This is a genomic window from Microcystis sp. M44BS1, from assembly GCF_020244875.1.
GTDB lineage: Bacteria > Cyanobacteriota > Cyanobacteriia > Cyanobacteriales > Microcystaceae > Microcystis > Microcystis panniformis.
In genome coordinates this window covers 24,045-41,217 of sequence record NZ_JADBVM010000092.1, presented here as the reverse complement: position 1 = coordinate 41,217, position 17,173 = coordinate 24,045, and the positions used below count along the sequence as shown (strand labels likewise).

The following is a 17,173-nucleotide window of genomic DNA, read 5'->3' as shown; positions in this document are numbered from 1 at the left end:
GGCGAGCGGCAACAGTAATAACACCCCACACCCCACCAACAAGCTTTTTGCCGCAAAACCCAGATAAAAATTACTTTTCTACCTTAACCCGTTGAGTAACGACAACAATCCCATCTCCTTGGATTAAAATCGCCGATAACCAACGATTTTCCGGTGTTGCCGGCGCTTTTACCCGCTTAAATAAACCGCCGGACTGTAATAATTCCAATTCTAGAGGCTTTGTATTAATATAACGCTCAATATCTACTTTCTCATCGATCGCCGTTCCGGCCAATAAATCATCCCCTAAAGGTTCGCGGACAATCACATCAAAATCAAATTCTTCACCCACTTTCACCCTTTCGGGAATTCTCACTTGAACAATGGGGGGATTTTTGCCAGTGCTTAACTCGACTCTCTCGCTTAAAATCTCCTGATAAACCAGTTTATTCCCTTGAAATTGTTGACGAGAACGAATCGTGGCATTCATTTCCACCACTCGTCCCTGCACCTTTCCTGTCCCGGTAATTTTAGTAATTGTATTGGCCGTTAACTTGTCCCCGGAACGACTCCAAGATTCGAGAGTCGTGGTGTATTGTAGATTGTTATAACGTTCCCAAAAATGAGTTAAAGCCTTTTTAGTTTTTTCGTAGGTCAAGCCATCGGAGTTAGTAAATTTCGGACTATAAAACCCCATTAATTGCTTGATATCCCGCTCATTAGCCGCCGTTTCGATTTTGGAGATAAGGGTTTTTAAATTAGCTGGAGCAGTTTCTGGCTTTTCGGCCCGCAAACTGGTGGCAAGGGTAAAAGTTAACCCCAAACCTAACAGCAACGATAGAGAAAAATTGAGGGATTGACGAAAAAATTTATCGGGGATTGTGTTCAAGTTACGCATTAGTGATAGTTTATGTAAGGATCGATCGATAACTATGGTAGATTATTTCATTCTAGGACTGAATTTACCCTCTCTCGAATTATGGCACGCACTCCAACCCGTCTCTTGATTGCCGCTAGTGGTACTGGTGGTCATTTATTTCCCGCTTTGGCCCTGGCCGAGCGCTTGCCGGATTACGAGATTGAATGGTTAGGAGTTCCAGACCGTCTGGAACAGTCCTTAGTTCCAAAAACCTATCCCCTGCACACCATCCCCATTGAGGGATTTCAAACCCGTTTGGGGTTAAAAACTCTCAAGATTCTGTTCAGTCAACTGCGGGCCATTTGGCAAGTGCGTAGTTTAATCAAAAAACGTCAGATAGCGGCAGTTTTTACCACCGGGGGTTATATCGCAGGTCCGACGATTTTAGCGGCTCGTTTAGCCAATATTCCCGTCATCCTACACGAATCTAACTACATACCGGGCAAAGTCACGAAAGTTCTCGGTCGCTGGTGCGATACGGTTGCCCTCGGTTTTCAGGGAACCGCCAGCTATTTACCCGGCACTCGCACCACTTGGGCTAGTACGCCTGTACGAGAGCAGTTTCTCATTCCCCAGTCCCTAGATTTACCGATTCCAGAGACTGCTTTTTTAATTGTCGTTGCCGGTGGTTCTCAAGGGGCCGTAGCTCTTAATCAAATTGTCCGACAAAGCGCTCCCCAATGGTTAGAAAAAGGCATTTATATCGTGCATCTCACGGGAGAAAACGACCCCGAAGCGGATAGTTTGCGCCATTCTAACTATTTTTCCCGGCCTTTTTACGACAATATGGCGGGATTATGGCAAAGAGCTAATCTAGCTATCAGTCGCTCCGGTGCCGGCACTTTAACAGAATTAGCGATCACTTGTACGCCTTCGATTTTAATTCCCTATCCTTTTGCTGCCGAAGACCATCAGTTCTATAATGCCCAAGTTTTCGCTGAAGCTCAAGCCGCTTATCTTTACCGTCAAAATGAGTTAACTGCTCAGTTTTTAGGCGAATTAGTCCTGGATTTATGGTCTAACCCCGAAAAATTGGCCGCCATGGCCCAACAAGCTTCTCATCTAGCCATTAGTGACAGTGCCGATTTATTAGCCGATTTGTTGAGAAGAAAGAGTCACAAAGATAGTTTTTGAAACAAATCAGCCACCGGAAAAGTGAACCCTGGAACCACATCTTCCCCCTCCAGAAAATCTCCTGATGTTAATAATCCCTGCGGTTCGTACCCGCAACGATAAACTAAAACATAGTGTTGACCTGGACTGATAACCCAGAGCAAACGAGTCCCATTGGCAAAATATTCGGCAATTTTGTCCTCGATTTCTGCCACTGTATTCCCTGGAGAGAGAATTTCTACCACTAAATCGGGTCCACCTTCTAAAAAACCCGTCGGTAATTCTTCCAATCCTTGCAGACGTTCCTTGGCAAAAAAGGCTATATCGGGAGAACGTTTATTGCCATTTTTCATAGTAAAAGCAGTGCTGGAGTCCAATAATACCCCTAGTTTTCGAGATGTTACTAAAGCGAATAAAGCAGCGCTTAAAATAATGGCAATATAACCGTGTAAAGCCCCAGAATTTCCCAGATTAATTAACTCTCCCTTGACCAATTCGTAACGATTACCATCGTCAGGTAACGCCATAAATTCTGCATCAGTCCATACTTTTGTCTCTGGAGTTTTCATCACAGTAGTTTCTCGAACAGACATAATTTATCCTCGGTAAAGATTCACAAGTAAAACCCTTAAAGAATTTCCTGTAACATCCGATTGGCCTGGGAAGCGTAACCACCACCAAATAAATTAAAGTGGTTGAGAATATGGTAGAGATTGTAAAGAGTTTTGCGCTTTTGATAACCGGCATCGAGGGGGAAAACATCGTTATAACCCCGATAAAAAGCCGCCGGAAAACCGCCAAAAAGTTCCGTCATGGCTAAATCTACCTCCCGGTCTCCCCAATAGGTGGCAGGGTCTAAAATTACTGGTTCCCCATCGACGGTAATTGCCGCATTTCCCGACCACAAATCACCGTGGACGAGGGAGGGATGGGGTTGATGCTGACTCAAAATCTCGCTAATAGCGGGAATAACTTGATCCTCGTCGGGAAAATTGCCGCCTCGCTCCTTCGCAAGTCTTAATTGATAGCCAATACGCTGATGAGCGAAAAAATCCGCCCAATTGTTACTAATGGTATTAATCTGGGGAGTAGAACCAATGGTATTATTACAATGCCAACCAAAGCGATCGGATAGGGAAACTTGATGTAAATGAGCTAAATTTTGCCCCATTTTTTCCCAGCTTTGACTATTGCCACCGCCGAATTCTAGCCACTCTAGCACTAAATAACTAGATTTCTCGGCAATTCCCCAACAAATTGGCTCCGGAACCCTGATAGTCTTGGTAGCGTGAATTTGCTTTAATCCTAAAGCTTCGGCGGCAAACATGGCCTCTTGGTTCGCTTGGTTAATCTTAACGAAATAAATTAAACCATTGCCACTGACCGCATAACCCTGATTGATGCAGCCACCACTAACGGGATGACTTTTCTCAATTTCAAAAGGTTTTTCCGTGGTTTGGGCAATATGTCGGGCAATTTGAGTCCACATAGGTTATCAGAATTCAGGAGTCAGGAGTCGGGAATCAGGTGTTAGGGTGTTAGGGTGTTAGGGTGTTAGGGTTTTGGTTGAAATTTCCCCATTTCCCCATTTCCCCATTCCCTGTTTACTGAATTGGTCTTACCACAACCACACCGTAAGCGTGGGGATTTAAATACTCTTGACAGGCATTTTGAATATCCTCTAAAGTGAGGGCTTCAATGTGTTGGGGATAACAAAAAGCCGGTTGTAAATCACCGATCTGAGTATGATAATAACCGTAAAGGTTGGCTCGATCGCTCGGTCTTTCATTGCTAAAAATAAACCGATTGGCCACTTGGGTTTTGACTCGTTCCAGTTCAGAAACTGTCACAGCTTCCTGTTGAATTTGTCCAATCTGTGCTACTATCTCCCGTTCCACTTGCTCGATATTTTCCGAGGCTAATTGGGCCGACACGGAAAACACTCCTTGCACTGCTTGGGACATATTACTGGCAGTTATTTGGGAAACTAAGGCCTTTTCTTGGCGCAGAGATTGAAATAATCGCGATACCTTGCCCTGACCCAGAATAGCCGCTAAAACATCGAGAGGATAGGTTTTTTCTAAGTCTCTCAACCCCGGCACTTTCCAAAATAGGATTAAGCGGGCCTGCTGCAAATTTTCATCCTCGTATTCTTGACGGATAATCTCTTTAAAGGGAGCTTCGGGCTGTAGATGGGCGATAGGATGGGAAATAAGCCCAGAATTGCCCTTACTGCCTAAAGTATCTAGAGAATCCCTCACAATAGCCATTAAATCATCTACAGGCAAATTACCCACCACTGCCACCGTCATCCATTCGGGACGATACCAAGTCTGATGAAAATCGCGCATTTGTTGAGGAGTAAGATTTTCAATCACTGCCGTCGGACCCAACACCGGACGACGATAGGGTAAAACTTGAAAACAAGTCTCCATGGTGCGATAAAAAGTGCGCCGACGGGGATTATCCTGAGAACGACGAATTTCTTCTAAAATAACCTGTCTTTCCCGCTCAAAAGCCTCATCAGGGATTAAAGCTTCTAAAACCACTTCTAGCTGCAGCGGGGCCAGATGGGCGAAGTCCTGCGGGGCAGTGGTAATGTAATAATGGGTGTATTCTTGGCTAGTAGCGGCATTAGTCACCGCTCCCCTCGATTCGATCGCCCGTTCAAATTCACCACTGTCTAAGTTACGGGTTCCCTTAAAAACCATGTGTTCGAGAAAATGAGCCATCCCATTGATCTGATCCGATTCTAAGGCCGAGCCGACCTGCAGCCAGACATTGAGATTAACCGCTTCTACCGGTTGACTTTCGGCAATAATCGTTAAACCATTGGCAAGACGGTGCAGAATCGGAGTGTTAAGTGTGGCAGGTTTCCCTAGGATAGCCGTCATTCTTTATTAGTCCTCGGTGATCACTCTGGCAAAAATTGTCACTTTTCCCTATTGTAGTCCCAGACTTTCACGGAGCCAACAAGATCAGGTGTTGGCCAGCAATTCCAAATTCAGAATGTAGCAAATGATACGGAACCTCAAACACTTTTGCCCTGTACATCCCAATCCAACATCAAGAAGAATTAACAAGAGCCCTAGGGATGGCATCATCGAGCATAAAGTCTAAAAGGGGAGCATCTCACCTTTGTAACCCCTAAATCAGGTTTTGGTGGTGATTCGGTAGAGGAGGTTTTATCGGACAGAATTGGTTATGTTTTTGTGGAGATTAATGCTGAGATGTCTGAGGGTAAGGTGTTGGGTTTTTTGGAAAAAGTCAATAAAACTAAGTTAAGTCTTTTGACATTGCTTTCTCTGGATGATTTACCAGCATATCTGGAAAAAACTAGCTCTGAAAAGAACCACCAATAGATTTAAAACATTATCTCGAAAAGGATTTTCTATTCATGATTGAAATCGGAATTTCTTTCTTCGATTTTTTCATGCAGTTTCATTGAGTGATTTAGCTTGTCATATGAGTTATGTTAATTATTACAAGCCCAGTCCATACCAAACACTAAAACTATGAAAAGCCAAAACAAAACTTTTTTCGGAATCGCCCTCGCAACTTCAGCGATCGCTCTCGCCAATCCCGCCCACGCCGCCTCCTTTCAAGGTCTCGGTGACCTCCCCGGCGGGACTTTCCAGGGTTCTGCTTTAGGGGTATCGGGCGATGGCTCTGTCGTCGTCGGTTCCGGCAATTCCGCGAACGGGTTGGAGGCGTTCCGCTGGACTCAAGCAGGGGGGATCGTCGGTCTCGGTGACCTCCCCGGTGGGATTTTCCAAAGCATAGCTAACGGGGTATCGGGCGATGGCTCCGTCGTCGTCGGTTACAGCCATTCCGCGAGCAATTTCCAGGCGTTCCGCTGGACTCAAGCAGGGGGGATCGTCGGTCTTGGTGGGGTTTCTCAGAGCAGTGCTCAAGCGGTATCGGGCGATGGCTCCGTCGTCGTCGGTATCACCTTCCCCGCGACAGGGAATGAGGCGTTCCGCTGGACCCAAGCAGGGGGGATCGTTGGTCTCGGTGACCTCCCCGGCGGGGGTTTCGGTAGCGGTGCTTACGGGATATCGAGCGATGGCTCTATCGTCGTCGGTTACGGCACTTCCGCGAGCGGAATTGAGGCGTTCCGCTGGACTCAAGCAGGAGGGATCGTCAGTCTCGGTGACCTCCCCGGCGGGAGTGTCGATACCTATGCTAGCGGGGTATCGGACGATGGCTCCGTCGTCATCGGTTTCGGCAACTCTGCGAACGGGTACGAAGCGTTCCGCTGGACTCAAGCAGGGGGGATAAGAAGTCTTAAAGATCTTCTCACCACCGATTTCGGATTGAATCTGACGGGATGGCAACTATCGCGCGCGCAGGGGATTTCCGCCGATGGGCTGACGATCGTTGGGTACGGCACGAATCCTAACGGTCAGACCGAAGGCTGGATCGCCCGCCTAGGCGCGACCTCTACCAGCACCCCCGAACCTTCCGCCGTTTTTGCGATCGGTTTAGTTTCCCTGCTGGGACTGGCAACAAGATACAAGAAACGCTGATTCGGTATGCGATGGGGATTTCTGACGAAAATCCCCGTGCCTACCCGAGAAAAAATTTTGTTCTTCTTGAATAGCTAAGAAGCCTTGCGATCGAGACGCATAGAGTAAAGTCCGTATCGACTAGATGAACGTATCGATTAAGTAACACTTTTGCCCCACGAAGATCGTATTCTCTCAAACCCCACTTATTTCAAACATCAAAAACCATGAAAAACCAAAACAAAACTCTCTTCGGAATCGCCCTCGTGACTTCAGCGATCGCTCTCGCCAATCCCGCCCATGCCGCCTCCTTTCAAGGTCTCGGCGACCTCCCCGGCGGGGGTTTCTCTAGCCGAGCTTACGGGGTATCGAGCGATGGCTCCGTCGTTATCGGTTACGGCTATTCCGCAAGCAGCGCAAACGAGGCGTTCCGTTGGACGGACTCAGGTGGGATGATCGGTCTCGGTGATCTCCCCGGAGGGAATTCTGGTAGCCTTGCTTACGGGGTATCGAGCGATGGCTCTGTCATCGTCGGTTCCAGCAATTCCGCGAGCGGGTTGGAGGCGTTCCGCTGGACTCAAGCAGGGGGGATCGTCGGTCTCGGTGACCTCCCCGGTGGGGCTTTCGCGAGTGTTGCTTTTGGGGTATCGGGCGATGGCTCCATCGTCGTCGGTTTGGGCAATGTCGTGACCGGACAAGAGGCGTTCCTCTGGACAGCATCAGGAGGGATAGTTGGTCTCGGTGACCTCCCCGGTGGGTATATCTCTAGCGCTGCTTACGGGATATCGGGTGATGGCTCCGTCGTCGTCGGTTACGGTAGTTCGGCGAGCGGGTATGAGGCGTTCCGCTGGACAAGTGCTGGGGGAATGGTGGGTCTCGGCGATCTCCCCGGCGGGATTTTCGCTAGCTTTGCCAACGGAGTATCGGGCGATGGCTCCGCCATCGTCGGTTACAGCTTTACCGCGAGTGGGCAAGAGGCGTTCCGTTGGACGAGTTCTGGGGGAATGGTGGGTCTCGGCGACCTTCCCGGCGGAAATTTCAGTAGCTTTGCTAACGGGGTATCGGGCGATGGCTCCGTCGTCGTCGGTTTAGGCAGTTCCGGGAGCGGGAACGAGGCGTTCCGCTGGACTCCATCCGGGGGGATGAGGAGTCTTCAGGACATTCTCATCACCGATTTCGGATTGAATCTGACGGGATGGCAGTTATCTATAGCGCAGGGAATCTCCACCGATGGGCTGACGATCGTAGGGGTCGGCACGAATCCTAGCGGTCAGACCGAAGGCTGGATCGCCCGACTTGATTCTTCAACTAACCCACCACAGACTGTCCCTGAACCTTCTAATATCTTTGGTTTAGGTTTACTCGGACTAGGTTTAGCCGCAATAAAAGTAAAAGGTATCCTATCAAAAAAAGCAAAGTCACCAACAGATAACCCCCAAGAACCAGACAGCTAACTGCGATTAATTGCAGTAGGATAAATTAATTTATCCTACTGCATAATCGGTCAATTGACGAAGTACAGGAGGATGAAAGCCAATGACAATATCTTTTTTAGGAACACCTAGTTTAACTAAGTCTTCAGCAATATCTTGTTCTGTCATATTCCATTGAATCCAAATTTTATCAGACTTGAGGTCAATATGAATGAGACAATAATGTACATATTTTTCGCCTTCCCACCCAAAAGTAACGACCTGATAATGTTCTTTTTGTTCATCAAAAATAGCTTGAATCTCCAAATCATTACCAGTGGGTTTATATTGAGTATATTCCGAGAGAATACTTTTGACTAATTGACGATATTTTGCTAACTTATCCATGTTAAGATTACCTCCTGACTTGGCGAAAAAATGATTAATTTTAAAATGGTTTTCTCTCATCATCAATTGGGTAAAATCTAAAGAGAAAAAAGTGTCGTAAGTAAAACTAGGAATAGCTAAAAATAAGACTCTATTTGGGTCTTTTCTCTTTAAAACCGCCCGATAGTTAATAAATTGTCCTAAAGCAGTATGAAATTCTGAGATCGCTGAAGAACCCTCTTAAAAACTTTTAATTTCTACGGAAATCTTTTGATGATCTTTAGTCGCAGCAATCAGCTTTTCTGCGCCTAAATCGACAGCCATATTCACCCCTCCAAAACTTATCGTATAAGGGTCATGAGTAATTAACCAATTATCTTTGATCAAAGCATTTTTGGCTGCTTGATAAACTAAATCTTTAGCCAATTTTACCTTTCTCCTGATTTGATAGGTTATCTTTCCCTGTTTTGAGGTGCGGCTTGAGCAATAAGGACAACTAATTTTCTCTGAACTATAGTACTGAGTAGCATCTAGGGCGACGAGTAAGTTGCCATCCAACGCCTCAAACCCCCTCAAATAGCCTTGGTCTTTCAGCCCTTGATCAATCCATCTGAACCAGGGAAAAAGATGCTTTGCGGCTATTCCATCGAGGATGTTCCGCGTCTGCTCTACTGTCGGGATATTGACCAAACCAAACAGACTTTGAGCATTATCTCGTCCACAATAACTATTAAGTTGACGCTGATCTTCTAGAAATGATTCATTCTGGCGAAAAAAGGCGGCGAATGCCCCTAATATTGCGTCTTTCAGACTGTAGCGGGTAGCATTGCTGGCACTTCGAGGCTCAGTTATCCCAGGGATAACTACCTGGAAATAGCTCAGCATCCCCATAAAACCCAGTTGTTTGACTTCCATTCCCCCGAAACCCACTGTTCAAACCCTTCACTCCATTTTGAAAGGCAAGAGTAAGACTGGTTCTGTATTCTGTGCTACCGTTTGAATTGGGAATTGCTGGGTTTTGGCAGGCTTTTTGGCTGTGATCGGTAAACAGTAACCTGAAAACTCAAATCTGATCACTGAATCTCCCCTCTTGCCTCTGAGAAAAAAAAATGCTATGATGAAAACAAATCAGGCTTCTACGTTGGTGACTGCCTTTCAAGTTTTTTGATCTATGCTTGATTGTGATAAGGGAGCAAATAACCAATCCGTGTGGTAGTAAACCGAGCTTGTACTCGGAAACAGAAATGCGGAATATAAGTTCCCACCTGGTTAACCCAGGTCATAAACTTAGGTAAAACGGCGTAGCGGTCTTTTCAAGTTTTTCGAGCATATATAGTCCAAATTCTGAGCATAAGCACTGTAAGCTGTACTGAATTTGAACTGCGTATTGGAAATTTTAGTACAAATGCTCAAACTACCTCTCCCTGCTCCCCTGCAATCTTAACGAGTAATTTAGATAGTCAACAGCTTAAGTAGGGAGGCACAATTATTTGTAGGATGGGTTAGCGGTAGCGTAACATGAGCAGGCGTTGGGTTTCATGCTTCAACCCAACCTACGTTCTGTTGACTCTTGCAAGAGTGCAAGAGTGCCTCATCTCAACAAGCAATTTAAATGCGCGGGCAGCTTATCTATATTTTTTTCTAGGTTAAAGACTACTGTTTTCGGTAACGCTTGTCACCGCTAAATTGTGACAATCCGGACTACACTAGGGAAAAATTTATGAATTATTGTTAAGCAATGACTGAAAAACAGCCAAGAGTTGTTATCATCGGCGGCGGATTTGCGGGTTTATACACGGCCAAAGCCCTAAAAAACGCCCCCGTTCATGTTACCCTCATCGATAAGCGAAATTTCCATCTTTTTCAGCCCCTCCTCTATCAAGTCGCTACTGGGGCGCTGTCTCCGGCCGATATCTCCTCACCTTTGCGCTTAATCCTACGGGGTCATGACAATACAGATATTCTCCTCGATCATGCCATAGATATAGATCCAGTTAAGGGAGAAGTGATCTTGGAAGATCACCCGCCGATCGCCTACGATCAATTAGTTATTGCCACGGGAGTCAGTCATCACTATTTTGGCAATGATCAATGGCAGCCCTACGCTCCAGGGTTAAAAACCATTGAAGACGCAGTAGAAATGCGTCGTCGCATCTATCTCGCTTTTGAGAAGGCCGAGAAAGAAATTGATGCCGAAAAGCGGCAAGCTTTATTAACTTTTGTTATTGTCGGTGGCGGACCGACGGGGGTAGAATTAGCAGGAGCGATCGCAGAAATTGCCCACGGTGCGCTTAGGTCTGATTTCCACCAGATTAACCCCACAGAAGCGAAAATTTTGCTTTTAGAAGGGATGGATCGAGTATTACCCCCATATTCACCCGATTTATCCGCTAAAGCTGCCGCTTCTCTCACAAAATTAGGGGTGACAGTGCAAACTAACAGCATCGTTACCAATATTGTGGAAGGTTGTGTCACCGTCCGTCAGGGAGAAAAAACCACAGAAATCGCTGCCGAGACAATTTTATGGGCAGCGGGGGTAAAAGCATCGAGAATGGGGCGAATTTTGGCCGAAAGAACCGGGGTAAATCTCGATCGCGTCGGCCGGGTAATCGTCGAACCCGATTTAAGTATCGCCGGTTATGGCAATATTTTTGTGATCGGGGATCTGGCTAATTTTGCCCATCAGGGAGATAAACCTTTACCCGGAATTGCCCCCGTGGCCATGCAGGAGGGCGAATATCTGGCGAATTTATTAATTTCTCGCCTAAAAGGGCAAAGTATTAAACCTTTTCATTATATCGATCGAGGTAGTCTGGCAGTGATCGGCCAAAATGCGGCCGTGGTTGATTTGGGATTTGTCAAGTTTTCTGGGTTCATCGCTTGGTTAGTCTGGGTTTGGGCCCATATTTACTATCTGATCGAATTTGATAATAAATTAGTGGTGATGGTGCAATGGGGTTGGAATTATTTTACCCGCGGTCGTGGCGCTCGTTTGATTACGGGAGAGGGGCAGAATTTAGCCTCGGGACAATTGCCGCAAAATAACAGCCAAAATAATAATAATCTCGCCGTTTCTAACCAGACGGAAACTCTCTCTCCACCGATTGTGAAAGTCTGAAAAAAATAGCCGTGATTATCTAGTTATCAGTTAGCCGGTAAGAACAATCGATCATGAAAATAGAACATCCTAACAGTCTGGAAATTACCCCAGAGGAAAGCCAAGAATTAGAATATTTACGAGTTACAATTGAACGAGCGATCAAAGATGGTGTAATCACAAGAATAGAATTTGAATCGATTAAAACTATCATGTTTTCTAATAAGAAAAATAATCCCGACCAAATCCTCCGGCAAGTGACACTCTATCGCCATTTAGTCGTTGAAAAAATGAATAATGGCGAACTAATTTTTGAATCTCCTCAATAGGGCGAAATTACTTTTTTAGCTATTTAGTACAAATGCTCAAACTTCCTCTCCCTTCTTCCCACTCCCCACTATCCTATACCTTTTAAACGGGATTTAGTAAGTAGCTAGACACAATTAATTAGGGTTTGCGGCAAAAAGTACGGGCGAAGCATTCGGATAGAAAATCTCCGGTTTCACCGATAGGTTATTGCCCGAATGCTTCGCCCCTACAGGACTCGGGCTGATGAAGACGCAAGGTTTTTAACGACGATTCTCTCAAAATCTTGCACCTGTTTCGCGAGAAAAGCCATAAAACCCTTACCTTGCCTACATTTCACATTTATTCAGCAAGCCCTAATTATACATATCTAACCACCTCTTGCCTTTTGCCTCCGGCCTTTGTTAGCTTATTCTTTTTTGTCGCTACCCGGAAAAGCTCGACCTTGAATATTTTCTAAAGCTGAAACTGCCGCTCGGGAACCGGCGATAATATCCCGTTCTTCTCCCCCTAAATATAAGCGGCCAAAACTGCCCACGGAAGTAACGTGTAGGATATTAATTAAAGCAGCTTTTTCGGCCTGATTAGCGGCTAGGGAAGCGTAGGCAGCTGGTTGCACTTCTAAAACGTACAAAGTCTGTCCCGCCATTAACATCATACCCCGAGAACTACGGTTAATTAATTGGGCTTGGTAAGCGTCAATGTTGCGAATAATTTGGCTAGAGACAATTTGCGGTTTCAGACAATCGCGCTGACTAACGCCTAAATACTGCAAAATTGCCTGACCGGCCGCCCTCACCTCTCCCTGACTGCTAGAATGGAGTTCTAGCAGTCCATAGAGTCGTTCTACGAATAGAACCCCCGGACGAACCACGGCGGATTTGAGGGCAATATCGGTGATGCGATTAATCTCGATGCCGGGGGAAATTTCAATCCAGAGGGAAGCATCCCCGGGTAAGGGTAAAAATCCTTGGGCGACTGTACCGATGTAAGCGGCGTGTTGAAGCTGTAAATTGTCAAGATAAACGTAACTGCGAAGTTCTACACCCAAGCTAATTTCTCCCTCTTTCTGTCCTCTAGCAAATCCCCATGCAAACCCCGGAGCGACGATTAATCTATCCTTAATTAGGGCTTAGGCATTATCATCTTTAACTATAGTATAGAATCGGCTGCCCTTAAATTTGCCTGGGGGAAGCGGTAAAAAAACTATAATTATGGGGACAAACTGAGGGACAACCAGCATGACGATTCTTTTAGGGGGAGATATCGGGGGAACTAAAACAATCCTGCGTTTAGTGGATTGCCAAAACTCACCAGATAGTCCCCAACCCCTGCTAACTACTCTCGATCAAGAAATTTATCCTAGTGAACAATACCCCGATCTGGTGCCGATCGTCCAGCAGTTTTTGGCCCGACAGGCTACTATTCCCCCAGTGGCAAAAGCTTGTTTCGGTATTGCCGGTCCTGTGGTTAACAATAGTTCCGAATTGACTAATTTAAGTTGGTCCCTCACTGGCGATCGCATAAGCCAGGAGCTGCAGATTGAGCGAGTAAAATTAATTAATGATTTTGCGGCGATCGGTTATGGGGTGTTAGGATTAGCCCCAGAGGAGCTGCACAATCTACAGTCGGCCCCAGCAGTACCAGAGGCCCCGATTGCGGTTATTGGTGCGGGAACGGGGTTAGGAGAGGGTTTTTTGATTCCTATCTCGAAGGGTAAATATCGGGTGTTTGCTAGTGAGGGTTCCCATGCCGATTTTGCCCCTCGATCGAGTTTAGAATATCAACTATTAAATTATCTCTTGGAACTCTATAATATCGAGCGCCTTTCGGTGGAGCGAGTGGTTTCCGGCCCTGGAATCACTTCTATCTATCGATTTCTCCACGATAATAACTATAGTCAGTCCTCGCCAGCCATGGCGGAAATTTACCGCACTTGGCTAGAAGAAATGGGTAAACCGCAAAAAACCGTCGATTTAGCGGCTAAAATTGCCAGTTTTGCCCAAGATGACGCGGATTATCTCTGTTATCAAACCATGAAAATCTTTGTCGAGGCCTACGGTGCGGAAGCGGGCAATTTAGCCCTCAAGTTGCTTCCCTACGGAGGATTATACATCGCGGGAGGGATTGCGGCCAAAAATCTTCCCCTAATGACCGAGGGTAGCTTTATGAAGGCTTTTCGGGCTAAAGGTCGGATGAGGGAGCTATTAAGCAATATTCCCGTTCATATCGTCCTTAATGCCCAAGTGGGACTAATGGGGGCAGTTTCCTGCGCTAGTCAGCTATGAGGGAGGGTTGACTGGATTTTACCAACAGCAGCAGCGATCGAGGTAAGCGATCAAAAAAATGTTCTCCATGACGGTTTTCCTGCCCTTGGCTGTGCTTGGGGGGGCTTAGATGTTATTTTTGGGGTTTATCGACAAAAGCGGCTAGAAAGCCGAAAAAATGCCGATCAACAGCTAGAAAAAGTCCTGCTGTCCTGTCAGGAAAAAATGTTAAATTGCGACCGGGCCAGTTTTGCCGACAAACTGCACTGGTGCGGTGATGGAAAATAGCCTAGGGTAGTTAGTTGCTCTGGCTGGGGGGTCAATGCTATGATTAGGGAGACTTTTGCGGGTATAGTTCAGTGGTAGAACGTCACCTTCCCAAGGTGAATGTCGCGCGTTCGAGTCGCGTTACCCGCTTCTGACGACAATTGATTTGACATACCCCACGCCGTAAACGGACGTGGATTCTTCTAGCATCACTGCTGTGAATTTATGGCTCAACGAGTCCACTTGAATTAGATTCCTGGCGAAATCCCACCTCTGGGTGGTTCTCTCCTCAGACTTTCGCGACCTTACAGAAGCCTGTTCTCGGGGGACCCTACGATACAGTTCAAAACCTCTAAAATAATTGGTTTCTTTGGTACTTGGTGCTGAGAATTTTTACCTATAGGAGCATTCCCCTATAGAACCCCATAACTCTAGTTTTCCAGGTGCGTTCATCGGTTGATGACTGGGTTTTTTAAGCGGTTGCTTACCCGGCCCCCTATTCTTAGTATCATACATCAGATCAAGTCGCCCTAAAAGGGCGAGGCTTTAAACCCAATTTTTTGGTAATATATCAATTAACTGGCAAGATGGGCTTGGTCAAGTTAACCCCTTTGGCTGTTAACCGTCCCATCAAGCTGCTCTAGGGCAAAGATAATGCTATCGCTACCATGAAACTAATTATCGGGGGACGTTACCAAGTTATTAAACCTCTAAGTCAAGGGGCTTTCGGTCAAACTTTTTTAGCCCAAGATAACTATCGCCCCGGCCGTCCTCAATGTGTGGTCAAACAGTTAATCCCCCAAGTGGTTAACGAAATTACTATAGGATTATTTGAGAGTGAGGCCAGAGCTTTAGAAAAACTCGGCCATCATCCTCAAATACCGCAATTTTTCGCCAGTTTTCAGGAAAAGAAGTCTTTTTATCTCGTTCAAGAATTTATCGATGGTCACGATCTTAGTCAGGAAATCTCTAAGGGTAAGCGTTTAGAAGAGAGTCAGGTAATTCAGTTATTAAAGGATATCTTGGAAGTTCTCGCTTTTGTCCATCAAAATAACATTATTCACCGAGATATTAAACCCGATAATATTATCCGTCGCCAAGAGGGCAAGCTAGTTTTAATCGACTTTGGCGGAGTCAAACAAGTGGGGACTCAATGGCTAAAAGCAAAACAGAGCAGTGTTTCCATTGGGATTGGTACCCCTGGTTATATGCCTAGTGAACAGGCGCAAAATAAACCGCGATTGTCTAGCGATGTCTATGCCGTGGGAATCATCGCTATTCAAGCCTTAACCGGTCTCAAACCGATGCAATTTCCCGAAGATGCCGAAACCGGAGAAATCGCTTGGCGCAATCATGCCGATGTTAGAGATGATCTAGCAGTTATTATCGATAAAATGACCCGTTATGACTGGCGCCAACGCTTTCCCTCGGCAGCAGAAGTTTTAGATGCCATAAAAGATTTAAGGCAATTGCGTCAACAACAAGCTTTAGTGCGGGAAATTTCAGCAGAGGATTGGTTTTATCGCGGTAACGCGCATCTCGATTTGGGGGAGAATCGCGAAGCAGTTCAATTGTATCAGCAGTCCCTGCGGAAAAAGCCCAATTTTGTCAATGCTTGGTATAATCGCGGTCTGGCCTTGCAACGATTAGGGCGTTTTCCTGAAGCTTTAGGGTCTTTTAATCAGGTAATTCAATTAGAGACTAATAATGCTCGGGCTTGGTTTTATCGCGGCATCGCTTTAGCTAATTTACGACAAATCAGCGCCGCAATCGCATCTTTGGATAAGGCGATTCAACTGCAGCCAGATTATCTGGAAGCATGGCATTACAAAGGCATGATTTTCTGTCGGATGCAACGTTATGCCGAAGGTCTAGCGGCTTATAATCAGGCCCTGGCCATTAAATCCGATGCTAATGTTTGGTTTAGCAAAGGCGAAGCTTTACGGGAATTAGAACGACTCAGTGAAGCGGTCGCCGCTTATAATAAGGCTTTACAGTTACAATCCCAAAAGGCTGAGGCATGGTATCAACGGGGTTGTTGTCTCTACAAGTTAAAATGTTTCTCGGAAGCAGTGGTTTCCTTTAACCAAACCCTACAACTAGAGCCTAGCCATCAATTTGCTCTCCAACAACGAAATTTAGCCCTTAATCACCTGAAATTGTAGGCAGCAAGCCAGCTTTTTGGCGATTAATCCTGTTCCTCTAGCCCTTAGTGTGGGAAGTGGGGGGAAAGATTTTGACTCTTATTCAGATAAAATGGGCATACTAATATTATTGACAAGATGGGCGAAATTTGGATGTCTTCTCTTGAAACAATAGCAATCAACCAAAGATTTGAATATTTATTATCGGTCTTGTCAGCAGAGCGATTTCTCAAAAAACAGGGAATTGGCAATGAAGTTCCTTTTTTTATCTGTCCTTACCCACCTCAAGACAGTGTTGAAATGGAACGTCTGCAAAAGCAACTGGTTAGTCAGTTGCATCAAAAAGGGATTCGCATATTAGAGATCAATCTTTATGATCTCTGTCTTGAATTATTGAGGGAACGGCAGATATTTGAGCAAATTCTCGATATAGAATCCTCCATATCTAAAGGGGAACTGAAAGAGCTTTTACAAAATGTGTTAGATTCGGAGAGTCATTTAATTCCAGCCCTAGGCGAAAAAATTGCCGAAAATCCGTTTGATATCTTGTTTTTATGGGGCGTTGGTCAAATTTTTCCCTATATTCGTTCCCATAATGTTCTTAATAACCTCCAAACCACGAACAACAACCAACCGACGGTAATGTTTTTTCCGGGGGCCTACACCTATTCCCTAGAGTCGGGAGCCTCTCTCAATTTATTTGGACTCTTACGAGATGACAAATATTATCGAGCTTTTAACATTTACGAGTACCAAGTTTAAGGGAGAACTAAT

General features: G+C 45.7%; 14 protein-coding genes, 1 tRNA gene, 1 other RNA gene and 2 pseudogenes. 11 read left to right on the top strand and 7 right to left on the bottom strand.

Annotated elements, in window-relative coordinates; all coding sequences use genetic code 11:
- Positions 1 to 70: 70 nt before the first annotated feature.
- Complete coding sequence (locus IM515_RS06585) at positions 71 to 877, bottom strand: DUF8623 domain-containing protein (RefSeq protein WP_287627960.1); 807 nt, start codon at positions 875 to 877, stop codon at positions 71 to 73.
- A gap of 81 nt (positions 878 to 958) precedes the next feature.
- Here IM515_RS06585 and murG point away from each other — a divergent pair, with 81 nt between their 5' ends.
- Positions 959 to 2,032, top strand: a complete 1,074-nt coding sequence (gene murG / locus IM515_RS06580; protein ID WP_287627958.1) for an undecaprenyldiphospho-muramoylpentapeptide beta-N-acetylglucosaminyltransferase — start codon at positions 959 to 961, stop codon at positions 2,030 to 2,032.
- Here murG and IM515_RS06575 read toward each other — a convergent pair.
- From IM515_RS06575 to IM515_RS06565, 3 genes are all read right to left on the bottom strand, one after another.
- Positions 2,014 to 2,604, bottom strand: coding sequence for a Uma2 family endonuclease (locus tag IM515_RS06575; RefSeq protein ID WP_287627957.1), 591 nt, complete (start codon positions 2,602 to 2,604; stop codon positions 2,014 to 2,016). The two genes, murG and IM515_RS06575, sit on opposite strands and share 19 nt — an antisense overlap.
- A 35-nt stretch (positions 2,605 to 2,639) precedes the next feature.
- The gene (locus tag IM515_RS06570) at positions 2,640 to 3,500 is read right to left on the bottom strand and encodes a fructosamine kinase family protein (RefSeq protein WP_287627956.1); all 861 of its coding nucleotides are present in this window, start codon (positions 3,498 to 3,500) and stop codon (positions 2,640 to 2,642) included.
- Positions 3,501 to 3,615: 115 nt separating this feature from the next.
- On the bottom strand, positions 3,616 to 4,905 hold the full coding sequence (locus tag IM515_RS06565) for a M16 family metallopeptidase (protein ID WP_287627955.1): 1,290 nt from the start codon (positions 4,903 to 4,905) through the stop codon (positions 3,616 to 3,618).
- Between the two features lie 294 nt (positions 4,906 to 5,199).
- Here IM515_RS06565 and IM515_RS06560 point away from each other — a divergent pair.
- The 3 genes and pseudogenes from IM515_RS06560 to IM515_RS06550 form a co-directional block, all read left to right on the top strand.
- Positions 5,200 to 5,373 (top strand): annotated as a pseudogene (locus tag IM515_RS06560) (hypothetical protein); the annotation flags it as partial.
- Between the two features lie 153 nt (positions 5,374 to 5,526).
- Positions 5,527 to 6,540 (top strand): PEP-CTERM sorting domain-containing protein, encoded by a 1,014-nt coding sequence (locus tag IM515_RS06555; protein WP_287697929.1) that lies wholly within the window; start codon positions 5,527 to 5,529, stop codon positions 6,538 to 6,540.
- Positions 6,541 to 6,746: 206 nt separating this feature from the next.
- On the top strand, positions 6,747 to 7,973 hold the full coding sequence (locus tag IM515_RS06550; protein ID WP_287627953.1) for a PEP-CTERM sorting domain-containing protein: 1,227 nt from the start codon (positions 6,747 to 6,749) through the stop codon (positions 7,971 to 7,973).
- A gap of 30 nt (positions 7,974 to 8,003) precedes the next feature.
- On the opposite strand, the gene IM515_RS06545 is transcribed toward IM515_RS06550, so the two are convergent.
- Together IM515_RS06545 and IM515_RS06540 are read right to left on the bottom strand one after the other, a co-directional pair.
- Positions 8,004 to 8,339 carry a XisI protein gene (locus IM515_RS06545; protein ID WP_287627972.1) on the bottom strand — a complete coding sequence of 112 codons (336 nt, stop codon included), beginning with the start codon at positions 8,337 to 8,339 and terminating at the stop codon, positions 8,004 to 8,006.
- A 96-nt stretch (positions 8,340 to 8,435) separates the two neighbouring features.
- Positions 8,436 to 9,203: pseudogene (locus IM515_RS06540) on the bottom strand (XisH family protein); the annotation flags it as partial.
- A 242-nt stretch (positions 9,204 to 9,445) separates the two neighbouring features.
- On the opposite strand from IM515_RS06540, the gene ssrS reads away from it, so the two are divergent.
- The 3 genes from ssrS (at position 9,446) to IM515_RS06525 (ending at position 11,744) form a co-directional block, all read left to right on the top strand.
- Positions 9,446 to 9,633, top strand: a non-coding RNA gene (gene ssrS / locus IM515_RS06535) — 6S RNA.
- 423 nt (positions 9,634 to 10,056) lie between these two features.
- Complete coding sequence (locus tag IM515_RS06530) at positions 10,057 to 11,436, top strand: NAD(P)/FAD-dependent oxidoreductase (RefSeq protein ID WP_287627951.1); 1,380 nt, start codon at positions 10,057 to 10,059, stop codon at positions 11,434 to 11,436.
- A gap of 53 nt (positions 11,437 to 11,489) precedes the next feature.
- Positions 11,490 to 11,744, top strand: coding sequence for a hypothetical protein (locus tag IM515_RS06525; RefSeq protein WP_002731866.1), 255 nt, complete (start codon positions 11,490 to 11,492; stop codon positions 11,742 to 11,744).
- Positions 11,745 to 12,130: 386 nt separating this feature from the next.
- Here IM515_RS06525 and ccmP read toward each other — a convergent pair whose 3' ends face one another.
- The gene (gene ccmP / locus IM515_RS06520; RefSeq protein WP_002766539.1) at positions 12,131 to 12,772 is read right to left on the bottom strand and encodes a beta-carboxysome protein CcmP; all 642 of its coding nucleotides are present in this window, start codon (positions 12,770 to 12,772) and stop codon (positions 12,131 to 12,133) included.
- A gap of 190 nt (positions 12,773 to 12,962) precedes the next feature.
- On the opposite strand from ccmP, the gene IM515_RS06515 reads away from it, so the two are divergent.
- The 4 genes from IM515_RS06515 to IM515_RS06500 all read left to right on the top strand — a co-directional run bounded on the left by IM515_RS06515 (position 12,963) and on the right by IM515_RS06500 (position 17,161).
- Positions 12,963 to 14,009: a glucokinase gene (locus IM515_RS06515; RefSeq protein WP_287627949.1), complete on the top strand. Its 1,047-nt coding sequence runs from the start codon at positions 12,963 to 12,965 to the stop codon at positions 14,007 to 14,009.
- 324 nt (positions 14,010 to 14,333) lie between these two features.
- A tRNA-Gly gene (locus IM515_RS06510) sits at positions 14,334 to 14,405 on the top strand.
- A 518-nt stretch (positions 14,406 to 14,923) separates the two neighbouring features.
- Positions 14,924 to 16,420, top strand: coding sequence for a serine/threonine-protein kinase (locus IM515_RS06505; protein WP_287627948.1), 1,497 nt, complete (start codon positions 14,924 to 14,926; stop codon positions 16,418 to 16,420).
- A gap of 132 nt (positions 16,421 to 16,552) precedes the next feature.
- A complete protein-coding gene (locus tag IM515_RS06500; RefSeq protein ID WP_228020846.1) occupies positions 16,553 to 17,161 on the top strand; it encodes a DUF1788 domain-containing protein in 609 nt (202 codons plus the stop codon).
- Positions 17,162 to 17,173 lie beyond the last annotated feature (12 nt).

What these genes read in the sequence shown, in the direction of transcription:
- IM515_RS06585 (WP_287627960.1), bottom strand. Translation starts at nt 877, where the DNA reads ATGCGTAACTTGAACACAATCCCCGATAAATTTTTTCGTCAATCCCTC.
- murG (WP_287627958.1), top strand. Translation starts at nt 959, where the DNA reads ATGGCACGCACTCCAACCCGTCTCTTGATTGCCGCTAGTGGTACTGGT.
- IM515_RS06575 (WP_287627957.1), bottom strand. Translation starts at nt 2,604, where the DNA reads ATGTCTGTTCGAGAAACTACTGTGATGAAAACTCCAGAGACAAAAGTA.
- IM515_RS06570 (WP_287627956.1), bottom strand. Translation starts at nt 3,500, where the DNA reads ATGTGGACTCAAATTGCCCGACATATTGCCCAAACCACGGAAAAACCT.
- IM515_RS06565 (WP_287627955.1), bottom strand. Translation starts at nt 4,905, where the DNA reads ATGACGGCTATCCTAGGGAAACCTGCCACACTTAACACTCCGATTCTG.
- IM515_RS06555 (WP_287697929.1), top strand. Translation starts at nt 5,527, where the DNA reads ATGAAAAGCCAAAACAAAACTTTTTTCGGAATCGCCCTCGCAACTTCA.
- IM515_RS06550 (WP_287627953.1), top strand. Translation starts at nt 6,747, where the DNA reads ATGAAAAACCAAAACAAAACTCTCTTCGGAATCGCCCTCGTGACTTCA.
- IM515_RS06545 (WP_287627972.1), bottom strand. Translation starts at nt 8,339, where the DNA reads ATGGATAAGTTAGCAAAATATCGTCAATTAGTCAAAAGTATTCTCTCG.
- IM515_RS06530 (WP_287627951.1), top strand. Translation starts at nt 10,057, where the DNA reads ATGACTGAAAAACAGCCAAGAGTTGTTATCATCGGCGGCGGATTTGCG.
- IM515_RS06525 (WP_002731866.1), top strand. Translation starts at nt 11,490, where the DNA reads ATGAAAATAGAACATCCTAACAGTCTGGAAATTACCCCAGAGGAAAGC.
- IM515_RS06515 (WP_287627949.1), top strand. Translation starts at nt 12,963, where the DNA reads ATGACGATTCTTTTAGGGGGAGATATCGGGGGAACTAAAACAATCCTG.
- IM515_RS06505 (WP_287627948.1), top strand. Translation starts at nt 14,924, where the DNA reads ATGAAACTAATTATCGGGGGACGTTACCAAGTTATTAAACCTCTAAGT.
- IM515_RS06500 (WP_228020846.1), top strand. Translation starts at nt 16,553, where the DNA reads ATGTCTTCTCTTGAAACAATAGCAATCAACCAAAGATTTGAATATTTA.